The following is a 19960-nucleotide window of genomic DNA, read 5'->3' as shown; positions in this document are numbered from 1 at the left end:
TGTATTGCCATCCCTATTATACTCCTGCACGTGATTTTCCGTCATGGCATAGAACGCGGAGCGTTCATAAAGTTTTTTGTAAGCGTATTCTCGATAGGCAATAGAGATAGGAATTGCATACTTACGTTTTTCAAAATGAAAAGTAGATGGAGGAACATGTAATGAAAAAGATTACGAAATGGTCGTTAGCTGCGCTATCTTGTGCGATGTTTTTGGCAGGGTGTTCAGGCGGAAATGAAGGCGGTACGGATAGCAGTAATAATAGTCAAAGCCAAACTGCAGAGACGGATGATGTTAAAGTATTCAGTGCGTTTATCGGGGTAGCCGGGAAGGAATTACCTGAGGATAACCGATTGAACGTGGCTCTTGCAGACATGGTTGGGGCTCGAGCAGAAGTAACGTGGCTGACTGGACAAAGCGCAAAAGAACGGATCGGCGTTATGATTGCGGGAGGAGAATATCCAGATTTAGTGGATGCTTCGGACGGCTATTCGCAAATGGTTGATGCTGGAGCGTTCATCCCATTAGAAGATTATATTGATGATTATCCAAATATTAAGGCACTCTTTACCGATCTTCAGTGGGAAAAACTAAAAGCTGCAAACGACGGCCATATTTACACCATCCCTCAGTTCAGTTCCGTTCAGAAAGAAAATATGGAAACAAACTATGGTCAAGAAGCATTCTGGATCCAAAAGAGAGTTTTGGAATGGGCAGACTATCCAGAAATTACAACGCTGGATGAATATTTCGAACTAATCAACAGTTACTTAGCAGAACATCCTGAAACAGACGGACAACCAACCATTGGTTTTGAGATTCTAAGTGACGACTGGCGCTACTTTGCTTTGGAAAATCCACCTCAATTCTTGGCAGGATATCCAAACGATGGCGCAGCGATTGTAGATCCAGAGACATTAGAAGCCAAAGTATACGACAAAATTCCAGAAGCAAAAGAGTATTTCAAAAAATTAAGCGAACAATATGAACAAGGTATCATTGACCCAGAAACCTTTACTGCTAAATACGATCAATACATTGCGAAAATTTCTTCTGGTAGAGTGCTGGGAATGATTGACCAATATTGGCAATTTGAATCAGCCGTTCTTTCTCTCGTTTCTCAAGGAAAAGAAGAAATGACGTATGTACCATTTGGGCTAGTATTGGATCCAGAAGTTCAACCACAATATCGTGAAGCTCCGTCCTTGAACACAAACGGTGGCCTCGGAATTACCGTGAACTGTGAAGATGTTGAAGGGGCATTAGCCTTTATCGATGGAATTCTCAGTGAAGAAGCCATGATTCTACGTGGTTGGGGAGAAGAAGGCGTTGACTATGAAGTCGGCGAAGACGGCAAGTTCTATCGTACAGAAGAACAACGTGCCAACTGGAAGAACACAGATTACGCAGATACAAACGGTCTAGACTATGGTTACATGCCATCGTATAAAGGGCTGTTGCCAGACGGAATCAACGCAGTTCTACCAAACGAACAACCAGAAGAATTCTTTGCAAACCTAGTAGATATCGACAAAGAAGTCCTAGAAGCATACGGTCATGAGAAATGGGCTGACTTTATGGATGTTCAAGATCCAATCACACCATGGTTCCCAATCTACACAGAAAGAAACACATGGACAAGCAACGATCCTGCCGGAATTGCCAACCAAAAGATGACCGAAGTAAAAATGAAATGGTTGCCTCAAGTTGTAATGGGCGGCCCAGATAAATTTGAAGAAAACTGGGAAGCATACATGGCTGAATACGATGCAAACGTAGATTACAAAGCATTCGAAGATACCTTGACAGAAGAAGTAAGACGCCGTGTAGAATCTGAAAAAGAAATTCTAGAAAGAATTGGCGAAGAATAATCATTAATAAAAACCATTTTTGTGAAGAGAATTCGTTCTCTTCACAAAAATTTGTTAGAGCTTGATTTTTGTAAAGGAAGGTGGAGAGCTTGCATATGGATGTTACAAAAGATGTGGCGGTAAAGAAAAATAAAAAATCCTTGTTAAAAAGAATGTGGCTGCAGAAAGAACTGATCTTGATTGCACTGCCATTTGTCATTTATATTATTGTGTTTAATTATGCTCCGTTGACAGGATGGCTCATGGCTTTTCAGCGATATCGTCCTGCACTCGGATTGTTTGAACAAGAGTGGGTGGGTTTGGAAAACTTTAGAATGCTGTTTTCTGATTCATCTTTCCTGAGAGTTATTCGTAATACAATTTCTATGAGTATCATCAACTTAACGTTGAGTTTCTTTTTTTCTATTTTATTTGCCGTTATGCTGAATGAATTGAAAAACAGACGCATCAAGAAAATCATCCAGACTGTATCCTACTTGCCACACTTCCTTTCTTGGATCATTGTTACCGGGATTGTGTTGGATGTCTTGTCTACTGAAACAGGGGTTATTAACCAGCTTCTCATGGCCTTAAATATTACCGAACAGCCAATTAGTTTCTTGTCCGATCCAAAATATTTTTGGTGGATTGTAGGTTTTTCCAATGTATGGAAGAGTACTGGATGGGGAAGTATTATTTACTTATCCGCCATGGCAGCTATTAATGAAGAACTGTATGAAGCTGCTGAAATGGATGGAGCCAATCGCTTACGGAAAATTTGGCATATTACCCTTCCTGGAATCAAATCGACGATTTTCATTTTGCTCTTGATTAATATCGGGAACATTATGAACGCTGGATTCGAAGTGCAGTACTTGTTAGGAAATGGCCTCGTTCAAGAAGTGTCGCAAACCATTGATATTTATGTATTGAAATATGGGATTAGCTTAGGAAATTACTCTCTTGCTACAGCAGCAGGGATTTTCAATAGTGTCATTTCAGTTGTACTTATTACTTTAGCGAATAAATTTGCCAAATCAGCAGGCGAGGAAAGCTTGTTCTAAGGAGGGATCGCATTGAAAAAGAAAATATATGTTTCAGATGTAGTGTTTGATGTTGTGAAATGGACGTTTTTAGTGTTCTTCTTTCTCGCAACCGTCTATCCGATATTAAACACATTAGCAGTGTCATTTAATGAAGGGCTAGATGCGATCAGAGGCGGCATCTATATTCTTCCACGAAAATTTACGTTAGAAAATTACCGGTCGGTGCTATCCAAAAGCTCCTTATTAACAGGCGCCTATAACACCGTGCTTCGTACCGTCATCGGAACCGTGTCGCAATTGTTCTTAACTGCATTATTGGCTTTTGTTTTGAGTAGGAAAGAATTTATTTTTCGCACGCCGATCACTTTGCTTTTTATCTTTACCATGTACTTTAATGCCGGGTTAATTCCGAACTACTTGTGGTTAAACCGTCTAGGATTTACAAACTCTTTCTGGGTATACATTATTCCCGGTATGATCAGTGCCTTTAACTTATTGGTTATTCGAACATACATCAGAGGTTTACCGGAAAGTTTGATTGAATCTGCTCAGATGGACGGAGCCGGATACTTTACCATCTTTATCAGAGTCATCCTGCCACTCTGCAAACCTGTGCTCGCAACAGTCGCTTTGTTTATCGCGGTGTATCAATGGAACTCTTGGTTTGACACGATGCTTTATAATGGTTTTAGTGAGCGTTATACAACGTTGCAATATGAACTCATGAAGTTGCTGTCCTCCGTTACCAACCAAGGAGCGAATGCCAATGATATGAAAAACGCGGGAGCTGCGATTGTCACACCGACGTCCATTCGTGCTGCCACTACCATTATTACCGCATTGCCAATTGTATGTTTGTATCCATTCTTACAAAAATACTTTATTAGCGGGTTGACGATTGGCGGCGTGAAAGAATAAGAGGGGATTATATGTTTCAGTCAAAAATGGGAATCGAATTCTTAGAAAAAATGAATCGCATTGCTGATTTTCTAATCATTAGTATTTTGTGGTTCCTCTTCTCCCTGCCTGTTCTTACAATTGGTGCGTCAACTAGTGCGCTATACCGAACGGTTCAGACGAGTGTGGTGGAGGGAAAAGGAGAAGTACTGCTTACATTTTGGAAATCGTTTAAGAATTCATTCATTCAAGCGCTCCCATTTTGGCTGTTTTATGTCCTTCTACTATTTATTTTCAGCTTGAACCAATTGCTTCTCCTGAATAATCTAGCGAGTTCCTGGGTTAATCAGTTTTCACAAATCTTTATTTTTCTCTTATTGCTTTTCTATACACCTGTGCTGCTATATGCACTTGCTTATCTATCACGCTTCAAAGATAATTTGAAAACAATAGGGAAAAATAGTTTGTTTCTGGCTGTCGCTCATTTCAAAAACACTCTGTATGTATTCTTTTTATTTTTACTTACATGTGTATTGATTTATTTAATTCCTATTCTCATTGTGATTCTGCCAGCCTATTTCACTTATAAAATTTGTCCAAGGGTAGAGAATATTTTCAGCCATTACATTGTCAATCACTTGGTGAAAGAGGTCAATGGCGAAAAAGAAAGGTCAGCGTGATTTCACGCTGACCTTTCTTTTTATTCAAATCGGAACCACTCAAAATCAAACTGGCTACCCGGTAGGAAAATGAAGGTGACGGTTTGTTTGCCATATACTGGCTGCAGCTCAAAGGTTCTGGCTTCTATCTGTTTTGAATGGGTAAATTCAATCATTTGATTGATTTGACCATTCGAATCTTCGAAACGTACGTGGATGGTGTTCTTGTCAATTGGGGAGTGTCCAGCCAGAGTCAGTCTAGAACATCCCTTTTCACCAAAATCCATTTCCTCGAATATCAGTGAAACATTATTGCCTATTTCTTCAACCGCAGTCGTACTCCGTTTGAAGGAATCTCCATATATTTGATCCGCATCCAGAGCCCGGTTCATTTGATAAGCGCGTTTTGGTGCTTCGAAAGTGAACCCTTTTAAGTGAACCTTGTCCGTAAAGACAAAATAAAGATTCACTAAACCAGTTAGCGTTTTGGATAAGGTATAGGTTACCGGTTGGTACACATTCCAGATGGATTCCTTTTGATAAATTTCGTCCGCCAATAAGGTGCTCCCTGATTGATTCGGGGCTCCTTCCCAAATTTCAACCGTATAAGGAGAATTGGATAAGGAAAAAATAGGCAAGGTAACGGTATCGGATCCATATTTACCAAAATCAATCTGGTGATAGCCCACAACCGTTTTGCCATCTCGACTGGAGGCAATTCCACGTTCATTCCCGTTCGTTACATCTCCCTCACTCGCATCAAACAATCCGGCTGAGATAAATTCATATGGATTCTTGTAGGCGGGACCTAATCCCAGAGCAGACATTTCAAGCTCCGAAATCAAATTCACATGGGAGAGACCATTCTTGCTGGTACAACGCACACGGAAATGTCCATCTCCTTGTGCAGTGACCGTCGCCTTTGTCCCGTTCGATTCAATAATAGCCAAGTTCGTAGGAATTCCGCCTTCCGTTACGACGCTCCATTCTAAGTCGTTGTATGTTGCATTTGCGGGATAGAGTTGCGCTTCTAATTCAAGGACCTGCTGTTCAGGTGAAAAGGCTTGTCCCTTGATAGCATGAAGTTCAATTTTACGCAGAGGAATTTCATCTGCCTGTCCCGTTTGAATATCCCTCACTTGATTGCGTTGTAGCGGCTGCCTGAAACCTTCAGTAATAGCAGCAGGTACAGCTCTTAAGTGGAGCGTGCAAGATTCCAGTCCTGTTGACTGAACCGTCACTTGGATATCACCGACTTCATGGGTAGCGGCGACGATCGCCATGAGTTTCCCACTGAAGAGTCGACGGTTGATTCCCTTGTATTGATCGTAATCGGTGCTGTCCCCGTTATCCAAACCAATGAGTCGTCCTGCTCCTGTCACACTTACTTCCACACGATTTGATGCGTTTCTCACCGGGAAGCCGTCCGCATCCACACCGCCAATTTCAACAAAGATTAAGTCCGTTCCATTTGCAAGAAGCTGCTCTTTATCCGGGTGAAGAGTGAGCGCTGCCGCATCTTTGAATGAGTGCTGTGTATCCACGGCAATGATCGATTTTGTTTCATCGTACGCAATCGCCTTTAGTTCACCGGGCTGATACTGGGTGGGGAAGGTGGCAACTAACTCCGAGCCATTGTCCTTGTCGATTTCCATTGCGCCAACCAGTGTGTCATTTAAGTACAGCTCCACATAAGGCGCATTTGTCGCCACTCGAACATCAATCAGCTGTCCAGGATTAAAGTCCCAATATGGGAAAATGTGAACCATCGGCGCATCCTTGTAGTCCGTCCAATTTGATTGATAAATATAATAAGAGTCTTTTGGAAAAGTCGCAGTATCCAGCTGCCCGAAATAAGAGTTTTTAGTATGGTAAGGGGTCGGCTCCCCAATATAGTCAAAGCCGGTCCAGATGAATTGACCGAGCGAGTAAGGAGCATCGCGTTCTGCCAAAAGACAAGCCTCAACCGAGCGTGCTCCCCAGCTGGTTGAACTGTTCCCCAAGGCAGAACATTGTAAATCATCATCTGCTAGAATCGATTTCCGGTAAGGGAAGTGATAGATGCCGCGACTTTGAACAACAGAAGCGGTTTCGCTGCCGTAAATGACCCAGTCAGGGTGGGCAGCGTGGTGCTCTGGATAGTATTTTTCACCATAATTGTAGCCGGCAATCTTAACAATATCCGCACAGTGCTGTGCATTTTCCCAAGGCATGTAGTTTGAGCCGATGGTCACTGCGCCATTTCCTTTCGGGTCAAACTGCTCCACCAAGTGTTTCAGTTGTCGCGTAATTGCTTGTCCCCGCTCATCCGCATGGGTATCGTAAATTTCATTACCGATGCTCCACATGATAAGGCTTGGATGATTGCGATCCCGTCTTACCCAACTCTTGATATCGCGGTCCACCCAATCTGGAAAGAAGCGTGCGTAATCGTAAGTGGTTTTTGGCCGCTCCCACATGTCAAAGGCTTCCGTGACAACATAAAAGCCCATCTCATCAGCCAGATGCATCAATTCATTAGCGGGCATATTGTGTGCGGTACGAATCCCATTTACACCCATTTGCTTTAATAGCTCGAGTCGCCGTTTTAAGGCAACTGGATTAAAGGCTGCTCCCAGTGCACCCAAGTCATGATGCTCACACACACCATAGATTTTTTTCTTCTTACCGTTTATCAAGAACCCTTCTGTAGGAGAAAGGGTAAAGGTACGGAAACCGACTGGATTTGTGATGCACTCTACGGGCTCATCCGTTCCCTCTAGCCATAGTTCAGTAGTTAAGTTGTAGAGATTAGGCGAATCTGTATCCCATAAAAGAGGGTCATGCACATGAAGTTCTTGCTGATTCAATTCTGCTGTAACAGATTTCGAAACTTGCGCAATTTTCTTGCCATTTTTTTCTAGCGTGTGAACGAGAGTCGCCTTTTTGGAAGTAACGCATTCCGTTTCTATTTCCACTTTCCACTGGTCATCAGTAACCGGTTTCGTTGAAATGTAGACACCGTCTGTGACCAAATAATTTGTGCCGCTCGTTTTTACCCACACGTTTCGATAAATGCCCGCGCCGGTATACCACCGACTGTTCGGGCTCTGATGAGTAACTTGTAAAGCGATTTCATTTTCGCCCATGTTCAAAGCAGAGGTAATATCCATCTCAAAGGAAGAATAGCCGTATTTCCATTCACCAATGAATTGGCCGTTTACGGATAATTGTGAATCCATGTAGACCCCGTCAAAGAGAAGGGTAACTCGATCCATTTCGCCATCATAATAAAAATTCTTGCGGTACCAACCAATGCTGTTTTGGTACAAGTCTGTAGTATCTTCAATTAGCCAATCATGAGGAATCTCAACTGGCTGAAAGGATGGAGCAGGGGGGCAACTCTCACCCAAATCCGTTTTCGCAAAGTGCCATCCGTCATTAAAACATATTTGTTTATTCATCGTTGATCGCTCACCTTCATCGGTTTTCTTATGGTTCCTATTCTTCCATCTTTAATTCGTTTCGTCAACAAACAAACTGTTTGGAGACAAAATTCTGAAGACTAGCGAGAAATAATCTGTGGTCTTCAGAGTTTTACTCAAAAATGTGAAGATCAGCAAAAAATAGTTCCTGGTCTTCACACTATCAAAAAAGCAACTTCTCCCAGAAAGGAAAGTTGCCTGTAGATTTTAATTTAGAAGAACGTTGTTATAAAGAACTCACTTCTGCCATTACTTCTGGCTCTTTGCTCAAATAGAGGTTGGGAATATTAAAGAAATTCTGTAAGTTCATCACAGCTGCGCCCAATAACGATGCTTTTGATCCAAGCTCGGAAGCTAGGATAGGAACATCCTTAGAGAATTTGCTAGAAACGTGTGAATCAATCAAATCCAACATAAAAGGCAGCTTGCGGGTGAGCGGGCTGTTAATATAAACTACTTCTGGAGCAAAACCAGAAATAATATTGCGGATTCCAATGCTTATTTCCAACGCAGCGCGCTCCACTAATGCGGTAGCTGATTCGTCGCCATTCATATAATCCTGAGCCAAATCGTTCAAGGAAAGTTCTTTATTCTTTTTCAACTGCCGATATTGGGAAACGACTGCTTTTTCCGAACAGTACTGCTCGATACACCCTCGATTTCCACAGGGACAAGTTAAGCCATTTGGATAAAGGATCATATGACCAATTTCGCCACTCTGACCATTGTGGCCATAATACAATTCTCCGTTCATAATGATTCCCGCACCGATTCCGCTATGGATACTGATGCTCACTAAGTTTGGCTTGAAACTTGAAAAGGAAGTTTCTGCTAGAGCAGTTAGATTTGCTTCGTTTTCTACATATACCGGAATTTGTAATTGCTCATGGAGCTTCTTAGCTAAGTCCATTTGATCGAGGTCATAGTAAGGCGTAAAAACAATACGATTCTCATCCACAATCCCATGAATCGCTAAAGTCAGCCCAACTAATTGGAATGTAGAGCCCTCATAATATGTTCGGTACGATTCCACAATCGCAGTTACCTTCTCAATCACATTCTCTATTCGGACAAAGGTATTCCGTTCTTTATTCTGCTCCACAATTTCTCCATACAAATTCGTGAGCATGGAGGAGATATAGTCGTACCCCAAATCGATACTCAAGGAATAACCCGATGCTTTATTTAAAGATAGTAAGATAGGTTTCCTTCCACCTGCTGATGTACTGTCACCTGTTCCAATTTCAATAACGAGCGATTCATCAATCAAATCTTTTACGATAGCAGAGGTAGAAGCTTTGTTCAAACCAGTTAATTGAGAGATAGAGGCACGAGAAATAAGTGAGTGTTGGATAATAGTGGACAAGACAAGAGTTTCGTTTTGTTCGCGAATCTTGTAACGGTCAATAATCATAAAGTTCCCTCCTACACTTCCAATAGATATAAGTCATATAAAATCAACTTGTTCAATATTCATCATCATTATACTCTCATTTCAAGAGTTGACAACTGAAAACGATTACTTTACTATTATTCTTAATTAGTTAGCTATCCAAACTAACTCTACGTACGTCCACTTTAGCATATTTTATTGGTTTTGGAAAGCAGAGCTAGGAGAAATTTATAGACAAAGAATGGAGCAGACATGATGAGTAGAAGTTCATTGGTTTCTTTTGAAAGGATAAATGGGTACTCCTTATTTTTTGATAGAGAGAAAGGAATTTCGGTTCCTGCTATTATCGTAGATCAGGTTGAAAAAGAATCGGTGCGCCGAGCAAGCGATGATTTCAGAAAAGATTGGGAGCGGGTGACTGACGAATCACCACGCTTGCTTCCTGCATTTCCCGAAGAACCAGTAGCTCGTGCCATTGTGGTTGGAACCGTTGGAACGAGTCCACTCTTACAACAGCTGGTTGACAGCGGGAAGTTGGATGTCACCCAACTAAACGGAAAATGGGAATCCTACTCCATCACTTATCTGGAAAACGCGGTGGACGCGGTTCATGAACTGATTGTAATCGCCGGCAGTGATCCACGGGGCGCGATTTTTGGCATGTATGACCTATCGGAACAACTAGGCGTTTCACCTTGGTACTGGTGGATGGATGTTCCTGTTCAAAAACAAGAGCGTATTTACTTGAAGCAGACGAGCGTCCAACAAGGCGAACCTTCTGTGAAGTATCGCGGCTTCTTTATTAACGATGAGGGACCATCACTCATGACGTGGGTACGGAAGAACCATGCTGACTTTACTGCTGACTTTTATGAGAAAGTATTTGAACTCACACTGCGCCTCAAAGCCAACTATCACTGGCCAGCCATGTGGGACAGCTCTTTTTATGAAGACGACGAAAAAAACGCGGCGACTGCTGATCGCTACGGCGTTGTGATGGGAACGTCTCATCATGAACCGATGGCACGTCCGCATGAAGATTGGAAACGGCATCGAAATGGTGCATGGGATTACGAGAAAAATGGAGAAGTACTGTACGAATTTTGGGATGAAGGCATCAAGCGCAGCGAGCCGTATGAAAATATCATTACCATTGGCATGCGAGGGGACGGCGATGAGGCGATGGAAACCGACCTAAGCTTCGAAGAAAAAATGAAGCTGATGGAAAAAATTATCGCAGACCAACGAGAAATAATTAGTCGCAATCACCAAAAGTCAGCCGAAGAAGTACCACAACTATGGGCTCTGTATAAAGAAGTAATGGATTACTATGAAGCTGGTTTACGTGTGCCGGATGATGTGACCTTGCTGTGGTCCGATGATAATTTCGGGAATTTACGAAGAGTGCCAACAGCAGAAGAGAGAATGAGAACAGGTGGCGCTGGAATTTACTATCATTTGGATTATGTAGGCGGACCGCGTTCCTATAAATGGGTCAATACCGTTCCACTGCAGAAAATTTGGGAGCAAATGCAGAAGGCATACCGATATGGCGCCGACCGAATTTGGATTCTAAATGTTGGGGATATCAAACCGATGGAATTCCAAATGACATTCTTCTTAAAAATGGCTTGGAACATGGATGACTTTACGGCCGATTCTTTAGAAGCCTACACGCTCGATTGGGCAACAGCTACTTTTGGCAAGGAATATGCTGAAGGAGTAGCGGCTGTCATTACAGGGTACTCGCGGATGAACGGGAAAATAAAGCCCGAACATTTGAATGGCGGACCACTCTATGCATTGAATAATCATCAAGAAGCAGAGCGCGAGTTGGCTCATTTTGAGAAAATCGTTCAACTTGCGGAAACGCTTCTCGAAGAATTACCAGAAGCGTACCGAGACGCATTCTTTCAGGTAGGTTATTACCCGGCCAAAGCTTCCTACCATGTTCTTAAAATGTATGTGTTGGCAGCATTAAATCAGCAGTATGCCGAAGAAGGTCGGATCATAGCGAACCGAGTTGCTGATCAAGTAGAGGCACTTTTTGAAGAAGATAAGTTACTGACTTTTGATTATCATCATCGTAATGCCTTTGGGAAATGGAACCACATGATGAGTCAAACGCATATTGGTTATACCTACTGGCAACAGCCTGAAACGAATCAAATCCCAGCAACAAGCCGCTTTGAAGAGAAAGAAATAGGCGAGTTGCATGTTGCGCAATCAAACCGGTCTGTATACACCAACTACTCGAACCAAGTGCTCTATTTCGAATTGTACAACACAGGATTGACACCGGTCCCATTTGAAATCGAAGCAAATGTACCTTGGATAAACGTATCCGAACCGAATGGCTGGGTAACCGAATTGAAACGGATCCCGTTCGAAATAGACTTCGAACAAATCGAAGGAAGAGTAGAAACCACAATCCAAATCACAAGTGAAGGGAAGACGCACGACGTTCCAATCCTTGCAGAACGAAGAGAAGTAGTGGAGCCAAGACGCGGTCATATCGAAACAGATGATGTCCTTTCAATCGAAGCAGCTCACTATTCAGAAAAACAAGGCAGTTTTCTGGAAGAAATTCCACACTATGGGCGCACAGAGTCGTCAATGGCTCTCCTTGTTCAATCGGAAGAGGTAGCGACCGACTGGGAGGAAAAGGAAGAGTATCCATCTTTACGCTACGATTTCTACTTGTTTGAACCAGGCGAAAAGGAAATCACCTTGATCATGGCGCCGTTCCTGGATTATGTAGCCGCAAATGGAGCGCCGATTGGGCTACAAATGGACGAAGAGCCGATGACTCAACTAGATACGGTCTCTCGTAATGGACACGAACCAAATCAACAGGAATGGGAAGAAACGGTTATTGTTAATGCCCGTATCGCGAAGCATCAAACGAGACAGCTCGAACCAGGTTGGCACACTTTGACCGTCACATTCCTGAGCCCAGAAATCGTGCTGCAAAAAATCATAATGGATAATGGCAAGGCAGCACAAAGTTTCTTAGGGGCACCGGAAAGTATCCGCATGATAGACGAATCCAGCAATGTGTCTGCCGTTTTCTCCGAGCCGATTCTGGATCCTTTTTCCATCAGTACCTACGTGGCACCAAAAAAAGAAACCATAACGGTACAAGGAACCATTCGGATGCATCAAGAATTGGAGAAGCAACTCTTACAAATTTCAGTGCATAATCAAGACGAGCGTTCTCATACCTTTATCTTGCGTGTTTCTCCAGAACCAGCGACAGAAATGGTGGTTCGCTTAGAGAAAGAACAGGAAGAAATGTATACCTTTGCTTTACCGAATCATGGCGTCGAAGAAATCAGTATAACGGTTGAAGGAGTCTCCACAGACTTTCAATATAAAAAAACAATTAAAGGAGCAGGAAAATGAGAAAAGGGGCATTTTATACAGGGGAATACCGCAATGCATTTGCAGAATGTGGCTATGATCAAGCAGAAATTGAGAACCGCGTTCAAGGAATCTGGGAAGCATTGTTCAAGGATGAGTCTTCTCCGTACCGCATCTATTTCGAAACAGAAGATAGCGGGTATATGTTAGATACTGGAAATGATGACGCGCGCAGTGAAGGAATGTCGTATGGAATGATGATGGCCCTTCAAATGGGGGATCAAGAGGTATTTAACCGGCTGTGGAAATGGTCTTACGAAAATATGTACCATCAATCAGGATTCCATAAAGGCTATTTTGCTTGGCATTGTACGCCAGATGGAGAAAAAATTGATGACGGTCCTGCACCTGACGGAGAAGAATTCTTTGCGATGGCACTTTTCCTTGCCGCTAAACGCTGGGGAAATGGAACGGGTATCTATGAATACGACAAGATGGCACGCCAGATCTTATCAGACTGTCTGCACAAGGGAACAGAACTAGAGGGAGATTCGATGTGGAATCTGGAAAACTACCTCATCAAATTTGTACCAGGAGTAGAGTTTAGCGACCCTTCCTATCACGTCCCGCATTTCTATGAATTATTTGCTCATTCAGCCAATGAAGAAGACCGCGACTTCTGGAGCAAAGCAGCGAAAGCAAGTCGTGACTATATCGCAATCTCTGCTCATCCAGAAACAGGAATGACACCAGAATATGCATACTATGACGGTACGCCAAATGATGAACGCGGATTCGGCCACTTCTATAGTGATTCGTACCGAACAGCAGCCAACATTGGTTTAGATTATGAGTGGTTCGGCAACGAACATACTCCAGTTACAGTGGTAGAAAAATTGCACACCTACTTCAAGGGAATTCCAGCCGAAGCCTATAAGAAATACCAAATCGATGGTACTCCTTTTGACGAAGAGTCTCGCCACCCGATTGGCTTGCTCGCAACGAATGCAATGGCGGCACTTGCCTATGACGATGTGACAAAAGGAAGAGAATATATCGAACGGCTATGGGAAACACCTTTACGTGATGGGCGCAACCGATACTATGATAACTGTCTGTACTTCTTTGCTTTCTTGGCTTTGAGTGGGAAGTATCGGATGTGGGAGAAGGAATAGGGGGAATCAATCGATGACTGAATTTCAAACGTTCCCGCAACTAAAAGAAGTCTTCCAAGACTCCTTTAAGGTAGGGGCAGCGGTAAATGAATTTGTATTACGGGACAGAGGGACCTTTATTGCAGAACAATTCAACAGTGTGACTGCTGAAAACTGCATGAAATTTGAAAGCTTACAACCAACAGAAGGGGTCTTTGATTTTGCGGCAGGAGACCAAATCGTTCAATTTGCCAAGCAGAATCAGATGGCCGTACGCGGTCATACGCTTGTCTGGCACAACCAAACACCGGAATGGGTATTTCGTAACGGAGAACAGATCGTTTCTAAAGAACAATTGCTTGAACGGATGCAGACGCATATGGAGACGGTTCTCGGGCACTATCAAGATGATATTCGATGCTGGGACGTTGTCAATGAAGCAGTTGATGATAAGGGAAACGATATTCTAAGAAAATCAAAGTGGCTGGAAATTCTTGGTGACTCCTTTATTGAAACAGCCTTCCGCATGGCACACGCAGCCAATCCAAAGGCAGAGCTTTTCTATAATGACTATAACGAATCTTCGCCAGAAAAGTCCGATAAAATTTACCGGATGGTCCGTTCCCTATTAGAACGAGACGTACCGATTCATGGTATCGGTCTTCAATGCCATTGGAACTTAACCAGCCCAAGCATGGATGCCATCAAAGCTGCCATTGAGAAGTATGCTTCCTTAGGGTTACGACTACATGTTACCGAAATGGATGTGTCGGTATTTGATCATGAAGACAAACGAACCTCTTTGTTGATGCCAACTGAAGCAATGCTCCAACAACAAGCAGAACGCTATGAGCAATTCTTCCAAGTCTTCAAGAGCTACCAAGACGTTATTGACTCAGTCACATTCTGGGGGGTAGACGACAGCTATACTTGGCTGGATGACTTCCCAGTGCGGGGACGAAAAAACTGGCCGTTTGTATTTGACGAAAAGAGCCAGCCAAAGTCTTCTTTTTGGAATATAATAGGAAATCCGACTCGATGAAAAGGGAATGGGAAAAATGACAAAAGAAACGGGCTTTCAGCTTCCATCCATCCTCAGCGATGGGATGGTTTTGCAACGAAATAAAAAACATACCTTCTGGGGATTTGATCATCCAGGAGAAACAGTTCAAATCACTTTTCAAAATCAACAAGTAGAAGGAATCGTAAATGAAGCAGGGAAATGGCTCTTAGAAATGGAGCCTCTTCCTGCAGGTGGCCCTTATGAACTGACCATTGAGGGCAGTGAAACCATTGTTCTGAAAGACGTGTATGTGGGCGAAGTATGGATGGCAGGCGGGCAGTCGAATATGGAATTGCCGCTTGGACGAACTTTAGATTTATATGAAGAAGAAATCAAGCACATGAATCTTCCGTTGATTCGGGAGTTCCATGTGCCCATTGAATATAACTTCCACAGACCACAAGAAATAGGGGAGCAAGCTGCTGGATGGAAAACGGCCACCTCACAAAATATTCTCGCATTCAGTGCAGTCGGTACATTTTTTGCTGCACATCTGCATCAAGCGCTGGATGTTCCCATTGGAATGATTCTAACTGCCGTAGGGGGAACACCAGCCGAAGCGTGGATGAAGGAAGAGGACCTGAAGGATAACCCTTTGGTTAAGGAAGAGTTAGACCAGCTTCGACAGGACGAGTGGGTAACGTCCGTAAAACGGGAAGACGAAGAAAGAACCAATCAGTGGTATCAATCCGTCGAGGCTCAAGAAAAAGAAGACAAAGATTATTCCAACTGGATAAAGGTAGACTATGATGACACCGATTGGGCAGAAATGAATGTCCCTACCTTGTTTGATGAAACAGAGCTAGCCAATCAACCAGGATCTATCTGGTTCCGTAAGACGTTTACCATAGAAGACAGCAATGACTTTTCGGAACGAGCGCTCTTGAAGATAGGGGCAATCATTGACTATGATGAAGTTTACGTAAATGGCACCTTTGTGGGGAAAACAGAGTATCGTTATCCGCCACGCCGTTACCCAGTCCCGGAAGGAATATTAAAAGAAGGGGAAAATGTGTTAGCAGTGCGGTTGGTTTTGAATGGCGAGAATGGTGGATTCGTACCTGGGAAGTTCTATGGCATGGAAGGGAAAGAAACGAAATTGGATCTTTCTGGAGCATGGAAATACAAACGGGTAGCAACTAGTGAACCATCCACCCAAATGACTTTCTTCCAGTACAAGCCGACCGGGTTATATAATGCCATGATTCATCCAATCCGCCATTATCGAATAGCAGGATTCCTTTTCTATCAAGGAGAATCCAATTCAGGAAACCCTGAAACGTACGCACCTCTATTCAAGAACGTGATCAATCGTTGGCGAACGAGCTGGCAAGAAGAACTTCCATTCTTGTTTGTCCAATTAGCCAACTACCATGAACCACTTGTCAGAGAAGAAGGGCAGAATTGGGCAGAATTAAGGGAGCAGCAAGCAAGAGTGGAACGAGAAGTACCCATGACTGCAATGACGGTGACGATTGATATCGGAGAAGGGAATGATCTCCATCCACAAAATAAAAAGGACATCGGAATCCGCCTGGCAAAAGATGCCTTACGAATGGTCTACGAAGACAATTCTTATCTGCCTAAGCCTCAACTTCTAAACGTAGAGGATCAAGGAGGAAGGCTTCTACTTTCATTCCAGAATGTAGGGGATGAAATGATGACACACTCTTCGAATTCCTACTTTGAACTGGAAACAGAAAATGGAGAATGGGTGGAAGCAAGTTCATATGCAGAAGGGACCCAAATTGTAGTGCTTGTCCCAGAAAAAAGGACGGTAACAGGAGTCCGTTATGCCTTTACAAATAATCCAGAAAATCCGCCTTATTTCAGTAAAGAGGGGAATCCAATCCCTCCTTTCATCTGGAGATGGGAAGATGAAAAGAATAGGAAACGCTAACAAAAATGCTGGAAAAAGCCTTGACAGGTAGGCGAATATCATTTATTATTTGAGTACAGTTAGTTTATTAGATAAACAAACTAGTGTAATGAGTACAAAAATAGGATTAGAAAATAAAATTTTTTGGTTCGAATTGTAATCGATTGCAAATGAGGGCGATATCATCCTCCTTGAACCGCAAAGGAGCAGGAAAATGTCAGTAAACTTAGATAAATGCTGGTTAAATCATATACACATAGATCATTCGATACAAAGCTATGCCTTTTCTACAGAGACGAATTTGTCGAAAACGCTAGAACAAGAACTCACACACTTTTTTGCCGCAGAGAAAGTTCAAGATTCAAAAGAAGCTCAGCTTTTCTTTGAAATGAAACCACTTGCAAACTTAGGCGAAGAAGGGTTCCGGATGGAACAGAAAGAGAACCAAATCATCATTACAGCCGCTACTTCAAAGGGCTGGCTATACGGATTCTATCATCTTCTTCGTTTATTCAGCCAAGGGAAACCAGTAGTAGAGCTAGAATCCATTCCTGATAATCGGTTCCGGATGGTCAACCATTGGGATAACATGGATGGATCCATTGAGAGAGGGTATGCAGGAGATTCGATATTCTTTCGTGACAATCAATTCCGTGAAGATTGGGATCGCGTAAGAGAGTATGCACGACTCCTTGCTTCTGTATCCATCAATGCATTAACCATTAATAACGTCAATGTGCATCAAGTAGAAACGTACTTAATCAGAGAACCGCTGTTGAGCCAAGTTGCAAAGGCAGCAGAAATCTTCAGAAGCTATGGAATTAAGCTGTTTCTAAGTATCAATTACGCAGCGCCGATTGAAATGGGAGAACTGACTACAGCTGATCCGCTTGATGAAACGGTGCAAGCTTGGTGGCAACAAGCGGCGGATACCATTTATGCAAAAATCAGTGATTTTGGTGGCTTTGTAGTGAAAGCAGATTCCGAGAATCGACCAGGACCATTTACGTATGGACGTAACCATGCAGATGGTGCCAACATGCTCGGTCGGGCAATTGCTCCGTATCAAGGCGTTGTCTTCTGGCGTTGCTTTGTTTATGACAACCATCAAGACTGGCGTAATCGTACAATTGACCGGGCTCGAGCAGCCTATGACCACTTCGCACCGCTAGATGGTGAATTTTTAGATAATGTTGTTTTGCAGATCAAGAACGGACCAATGGATTTCCAAGTGCGCGAAGCTGTATCACCTTTGTTTGGTGCATTGAAGAAAACAAACCAAATTCTTGAATTTCAAATTACGCAAGAATACACCGGTCAACAAAAGCATATCTTCTATCTCGTACCTTTATGGAAAGAAGTTCTCGACTTCGATACGCATGCAGAAGGAGAAGGAAGCACGATTCAAAAAGTTTTGAATCGCTATCCAGAACATCCAAGCTTAAATGGCATTACTGCTGTTACCAACGTAGGTCTGGATAATAACTGGACAGGGCACAAGCTCTCACAAGCAAACTTCTACGGATTTGGGCGTTTAGGATGGGATGCAAGTTTAACGGCTGAAGAAATTTTGGAAGAGTGGATTGCTGGAACGTTCACCTTGGACGATGCGGCGAAGGAAGTATTGAAAGAAATCATGATGACTTCTCGGTACGTCTATGAAGAGTATACCTCTCCATTAGGAATAGGCTGGATGGTCGAACCGAATCATCATTATGGACCAAATATCGATGGCTATGAATACTCGATGTGGGGAACGTACCACTTCTCTGATCGCAATGGGCTCGGCGTAGACCGAACGGTAGCTACCGGAACAGGTTATACGAGTCAGTATTACCCAGAGAATTTCGAAAAATATGAGCACATCGAAACTTGCCCAGATGAGTTGCTATTGTTCTTCCACCATGTTCCTTATACGCATGTACTGAAAAGTGGTAAAACGGTCATCCAACACATCTATGATACGCACTTTGTTGGCGTAGAAGCAGTGAAGGGCTACCAAGAAAAATGGGAATCCCTCAAAGGTCAGCTTGCTGAAGAGGACTATGAGAATGTCCGCCTCAGATTGATTGAACAAATGCGCTGTGCAACGGAATGGCGAGACCAAGTAAACACCTACTACTATCGTAAGTCAGGTGTCGTTGACGAAAAAAATCGCATCATCTACCCATAAAATGGGTCTAATAAAAAGTAATAGGAGGAGATTCGCTTGACCGGAGAAGTTGATACAGTAGTTGAAGAAAAAGAGATGAAAGTCTCGCCCAAAAAACGTTCACGAGTAGGCTCATGGAAAAAAGCGCTGAAGCAAGACTGGCGTATTTATAGTCTGTTAGTAATACCGTTCCTGTTCCTTTTCGTTTTCAAATACATTCCAATGGCGGGGAACATCATTGCTTTTCGTAAATTTGTTCCAGGTGGCTTCATCTTTGGTGAAGAGTGGGTAGGGTTGCGCTATATTAATATGTTTATTAACGACCCAACCTTCTGGAAAGTATTTCGTAATACCTTGACCTTGGGGGGACTAACGTTGCTGTTTACCTTCCCATTGCCAATCGCATTTGCACTTTTGTTAAATGAAATTACAAATAAAAAATTCAAGAAGTTTATTCAAACAGCTTCTTACTTGCCTCACTTCCTATCTACGGTTATTGTAGCGGGTATCCTTTTAGAACTTCTTGCTGCAAATGGCGCAATCAACGTAGTTGTTGAATTCTTTACTGGTGAAAAAATTCCATTTATTCAATCACCAGATTGGTTCAGAACCATTTACGTAGGATCTGAAGTTTGGCAAAAAACCGGTTATGGAGCCATCCTTTATCTAGCAGCCTTAACGAATATTGATGAGAGTCTGTATGAAGCTGCAAAAATCGATGGAGCTGGTCGTTGGAAACAAACGATTTATGTAACGATTCCAGGAATCTTACCAACAATTGTAACCGTATTTATCTTGAACGTAGGTAGCTTCATGGCTGTCGGATTCGAGAAAATCCTTCTCTTGTACAACCCATTGACTTACAGCACAGGGGACGTAATTTCTACGTACCTATACCGGGTTGGGTTACAATCGAACAACTTCAGTTACGCAACTGCAATTGGTTTGTTCGAATCATTAATTGGATTGACGTTAGTATTATCATCGAATAAGATTTCCCAAAAACTTACATCCCGTAGTTTATGGTAAGGAGGAAAGAA

General features: G+C 42.8%; 12 protein-coding genes. 10 read left to right on the top strand and 2 right to left on the bottom strand.

Annotated features, from left to right (window positions below; all coding sequences use genetic code 11):
• Positions 1-161: 161 nt before the first annotated feature.
• The 4 genes from PVE40_RS06910 to PVE40_RS06895 all read left to right on the top strand — a co-directional run bounded on the left by PVE40_RS06910 (position 162) and on the right by PVE40_RS06895 (position 4473).
• Complete coding sequence (locus PVE40_RS06910; RefSeq protein ID WP_274731151.1) at positions 162-1871, top strand: type 2 periplasmic-binding domain-containing protein; 1710 nt, start codon at positions 162-164, stop codon at positions 1869-1871.
• Between the two features lie 95 nt (positions 1872-1966).
• Positions 1967-2914 carry an ABC transporter permease gene (locus PVE40_RS06905; RefSeq protein ID WP_274731150.1) on the top strand — a complete coding sequence of 316 codons (948 nt, stop codon included), beginning with the start codon at positions 1967-1969 and terminating at the stop codon, positions 2912-2914.
• Between the two features lie 12 nt (positions 2915-2926).
• Positions 2927-3814, top strand: coding sequence for a carbohydrate ABC transporter permease (locus tag PVE40_RS06900; protein ID WP_274731149.1), 888 nt, complete (start codon positions 2927-2929; stop codon positions 3812-3814).
• 11 nt (positions 3815-3825) lie between these two features.
• Positions 3826-4473, top strand: a complete 648-nt coding sequence (locus PVE40_RS06895; RefSeq protein ID WP_274731148.1) for a YesL family protein — start codon at positions 3826-3828, stop codon at positions 4471-4473.
• 20 nt (positions 4474-4493) lie between these two features.
• Here PVE40_RS06895 and PVE40_RS06890 read toward each other — a convergent pair whose 3' ends face one another.
• Both PVE40_RS06890 and PVE40_RS06885 read right to left on the bottom strand, forming a co-directional pair.
• A complete protein-coding gene (locus PVE40_RS06890) occupies positions 4494-7895 on the bottom strand; it encodes a glycoside hydrolase family 2 TIM barrel-domain containing protein (RefSeq protein ID WP_274731147.1) in 3402 nt (1133 codons plus the stop codon).
• A gap of 247 nt (positions 7896-8142) precedes the next feature.
• Positions 8143-9330, bottom strand: coding sequence for an ROK family protein (locus PVE40_RS06885; RefSeq protein ID WP_274731146.1), 1188 nt, complete (start codon positions 9328-9330; stop codon positions 8143-8145).
• 234 nt (positions 9331-9564) lie between these two features.
• Here PVE40_RS06885 and PVE40_RS06880 point away from each other — a divergent pair, with 234 nt between their 5' ends.
• The 6 genes from PVE40_RS06880 (at position 9565) to PVE40_RS06855 (ending at position 19949) form a co-directional block, all read left to right on the top strand.
• Positions 9565-12714, top strand: a complete 3150-nt coding sequence (locus PVE40_RS06880; RefSeq protein ID WP_274731145.1) for a glycosyl hydrolase 115 family protein — start codon at positions 9565-9567, stop codon at positions 12712-12714.
• Positions 12711-13847, top strand: coding sequence for a family 8 glycosyl hydrolase (locus PVE40_RS06875; protein WP_274731144.1), 1137 nt, complete (start codon positions 12711-12713; stop codon positions 13845-13847). The genes PVE40_RS06880 and PVE40_RS06875 overlap by 4 nt, the downstream gene beginning before the upstream one ends.
• A gap of 13 nt (positions 13848-13860) precedes the next feature.
• Entirely contained in the window at positions 13861-14868 is a 1008-nt protein-coding gene (locus PVE40_RS06870; protein WP_274731143.1) for an endo-1,4-beta-xylanase, read from the top strand.
• 16 nt (positions 14869-14884) lie between these two features.
• Positions 14885-16789, top strand: coding sequence for a sialate O-acetylesterase (locus tag PVE40_RS06865; protein ID WP_274731142.1), 1905 nt, complete (start codon positions 14885-14887; stop codon positions 16787-16789).
• A 193-nt stretch (positions 16790-16982) separates the two neighbouring features.
• Positions 16983-18941 (top strand): alpha-glucuronidase, encoded by a 1959-nt coding sequence (locus tag PVE40_RS06860; protein ID WP_274731141.1) that lies wholly within the window; start codon positions 16983-16985, stop codon positions 18939-18941.
• Positions 18942-18977: 36 nt separating this feature from the next.
• Positions 18978-19949 carry an ABC transporter permease gene (locus tag PVE40_RS06855; protein WP_274731140.1) on the top strand — a complete coding sequence of 324 codons (972 nt, stop codon included), beginning with the start codon at positions 18978-18980 and terminating at the stop codon, positions 19947-19949.
• The last annotated feature ends 11 nt before the right edge of the window (positions 19950-19960 follow it).

The sequence above is a fragment of the Jeotgalibaca caeni genome, assembly GCF_028863945.1.
Lineage (GTDB): Bacteria > Bacillota > Bacilli > Lactobacillales > Aerococcaceae > Jeotgalibaca > Jeotgalibaca caeni.
This window is presented reverse-complemented; position numbering and strand designations above follow the sequence as displayed.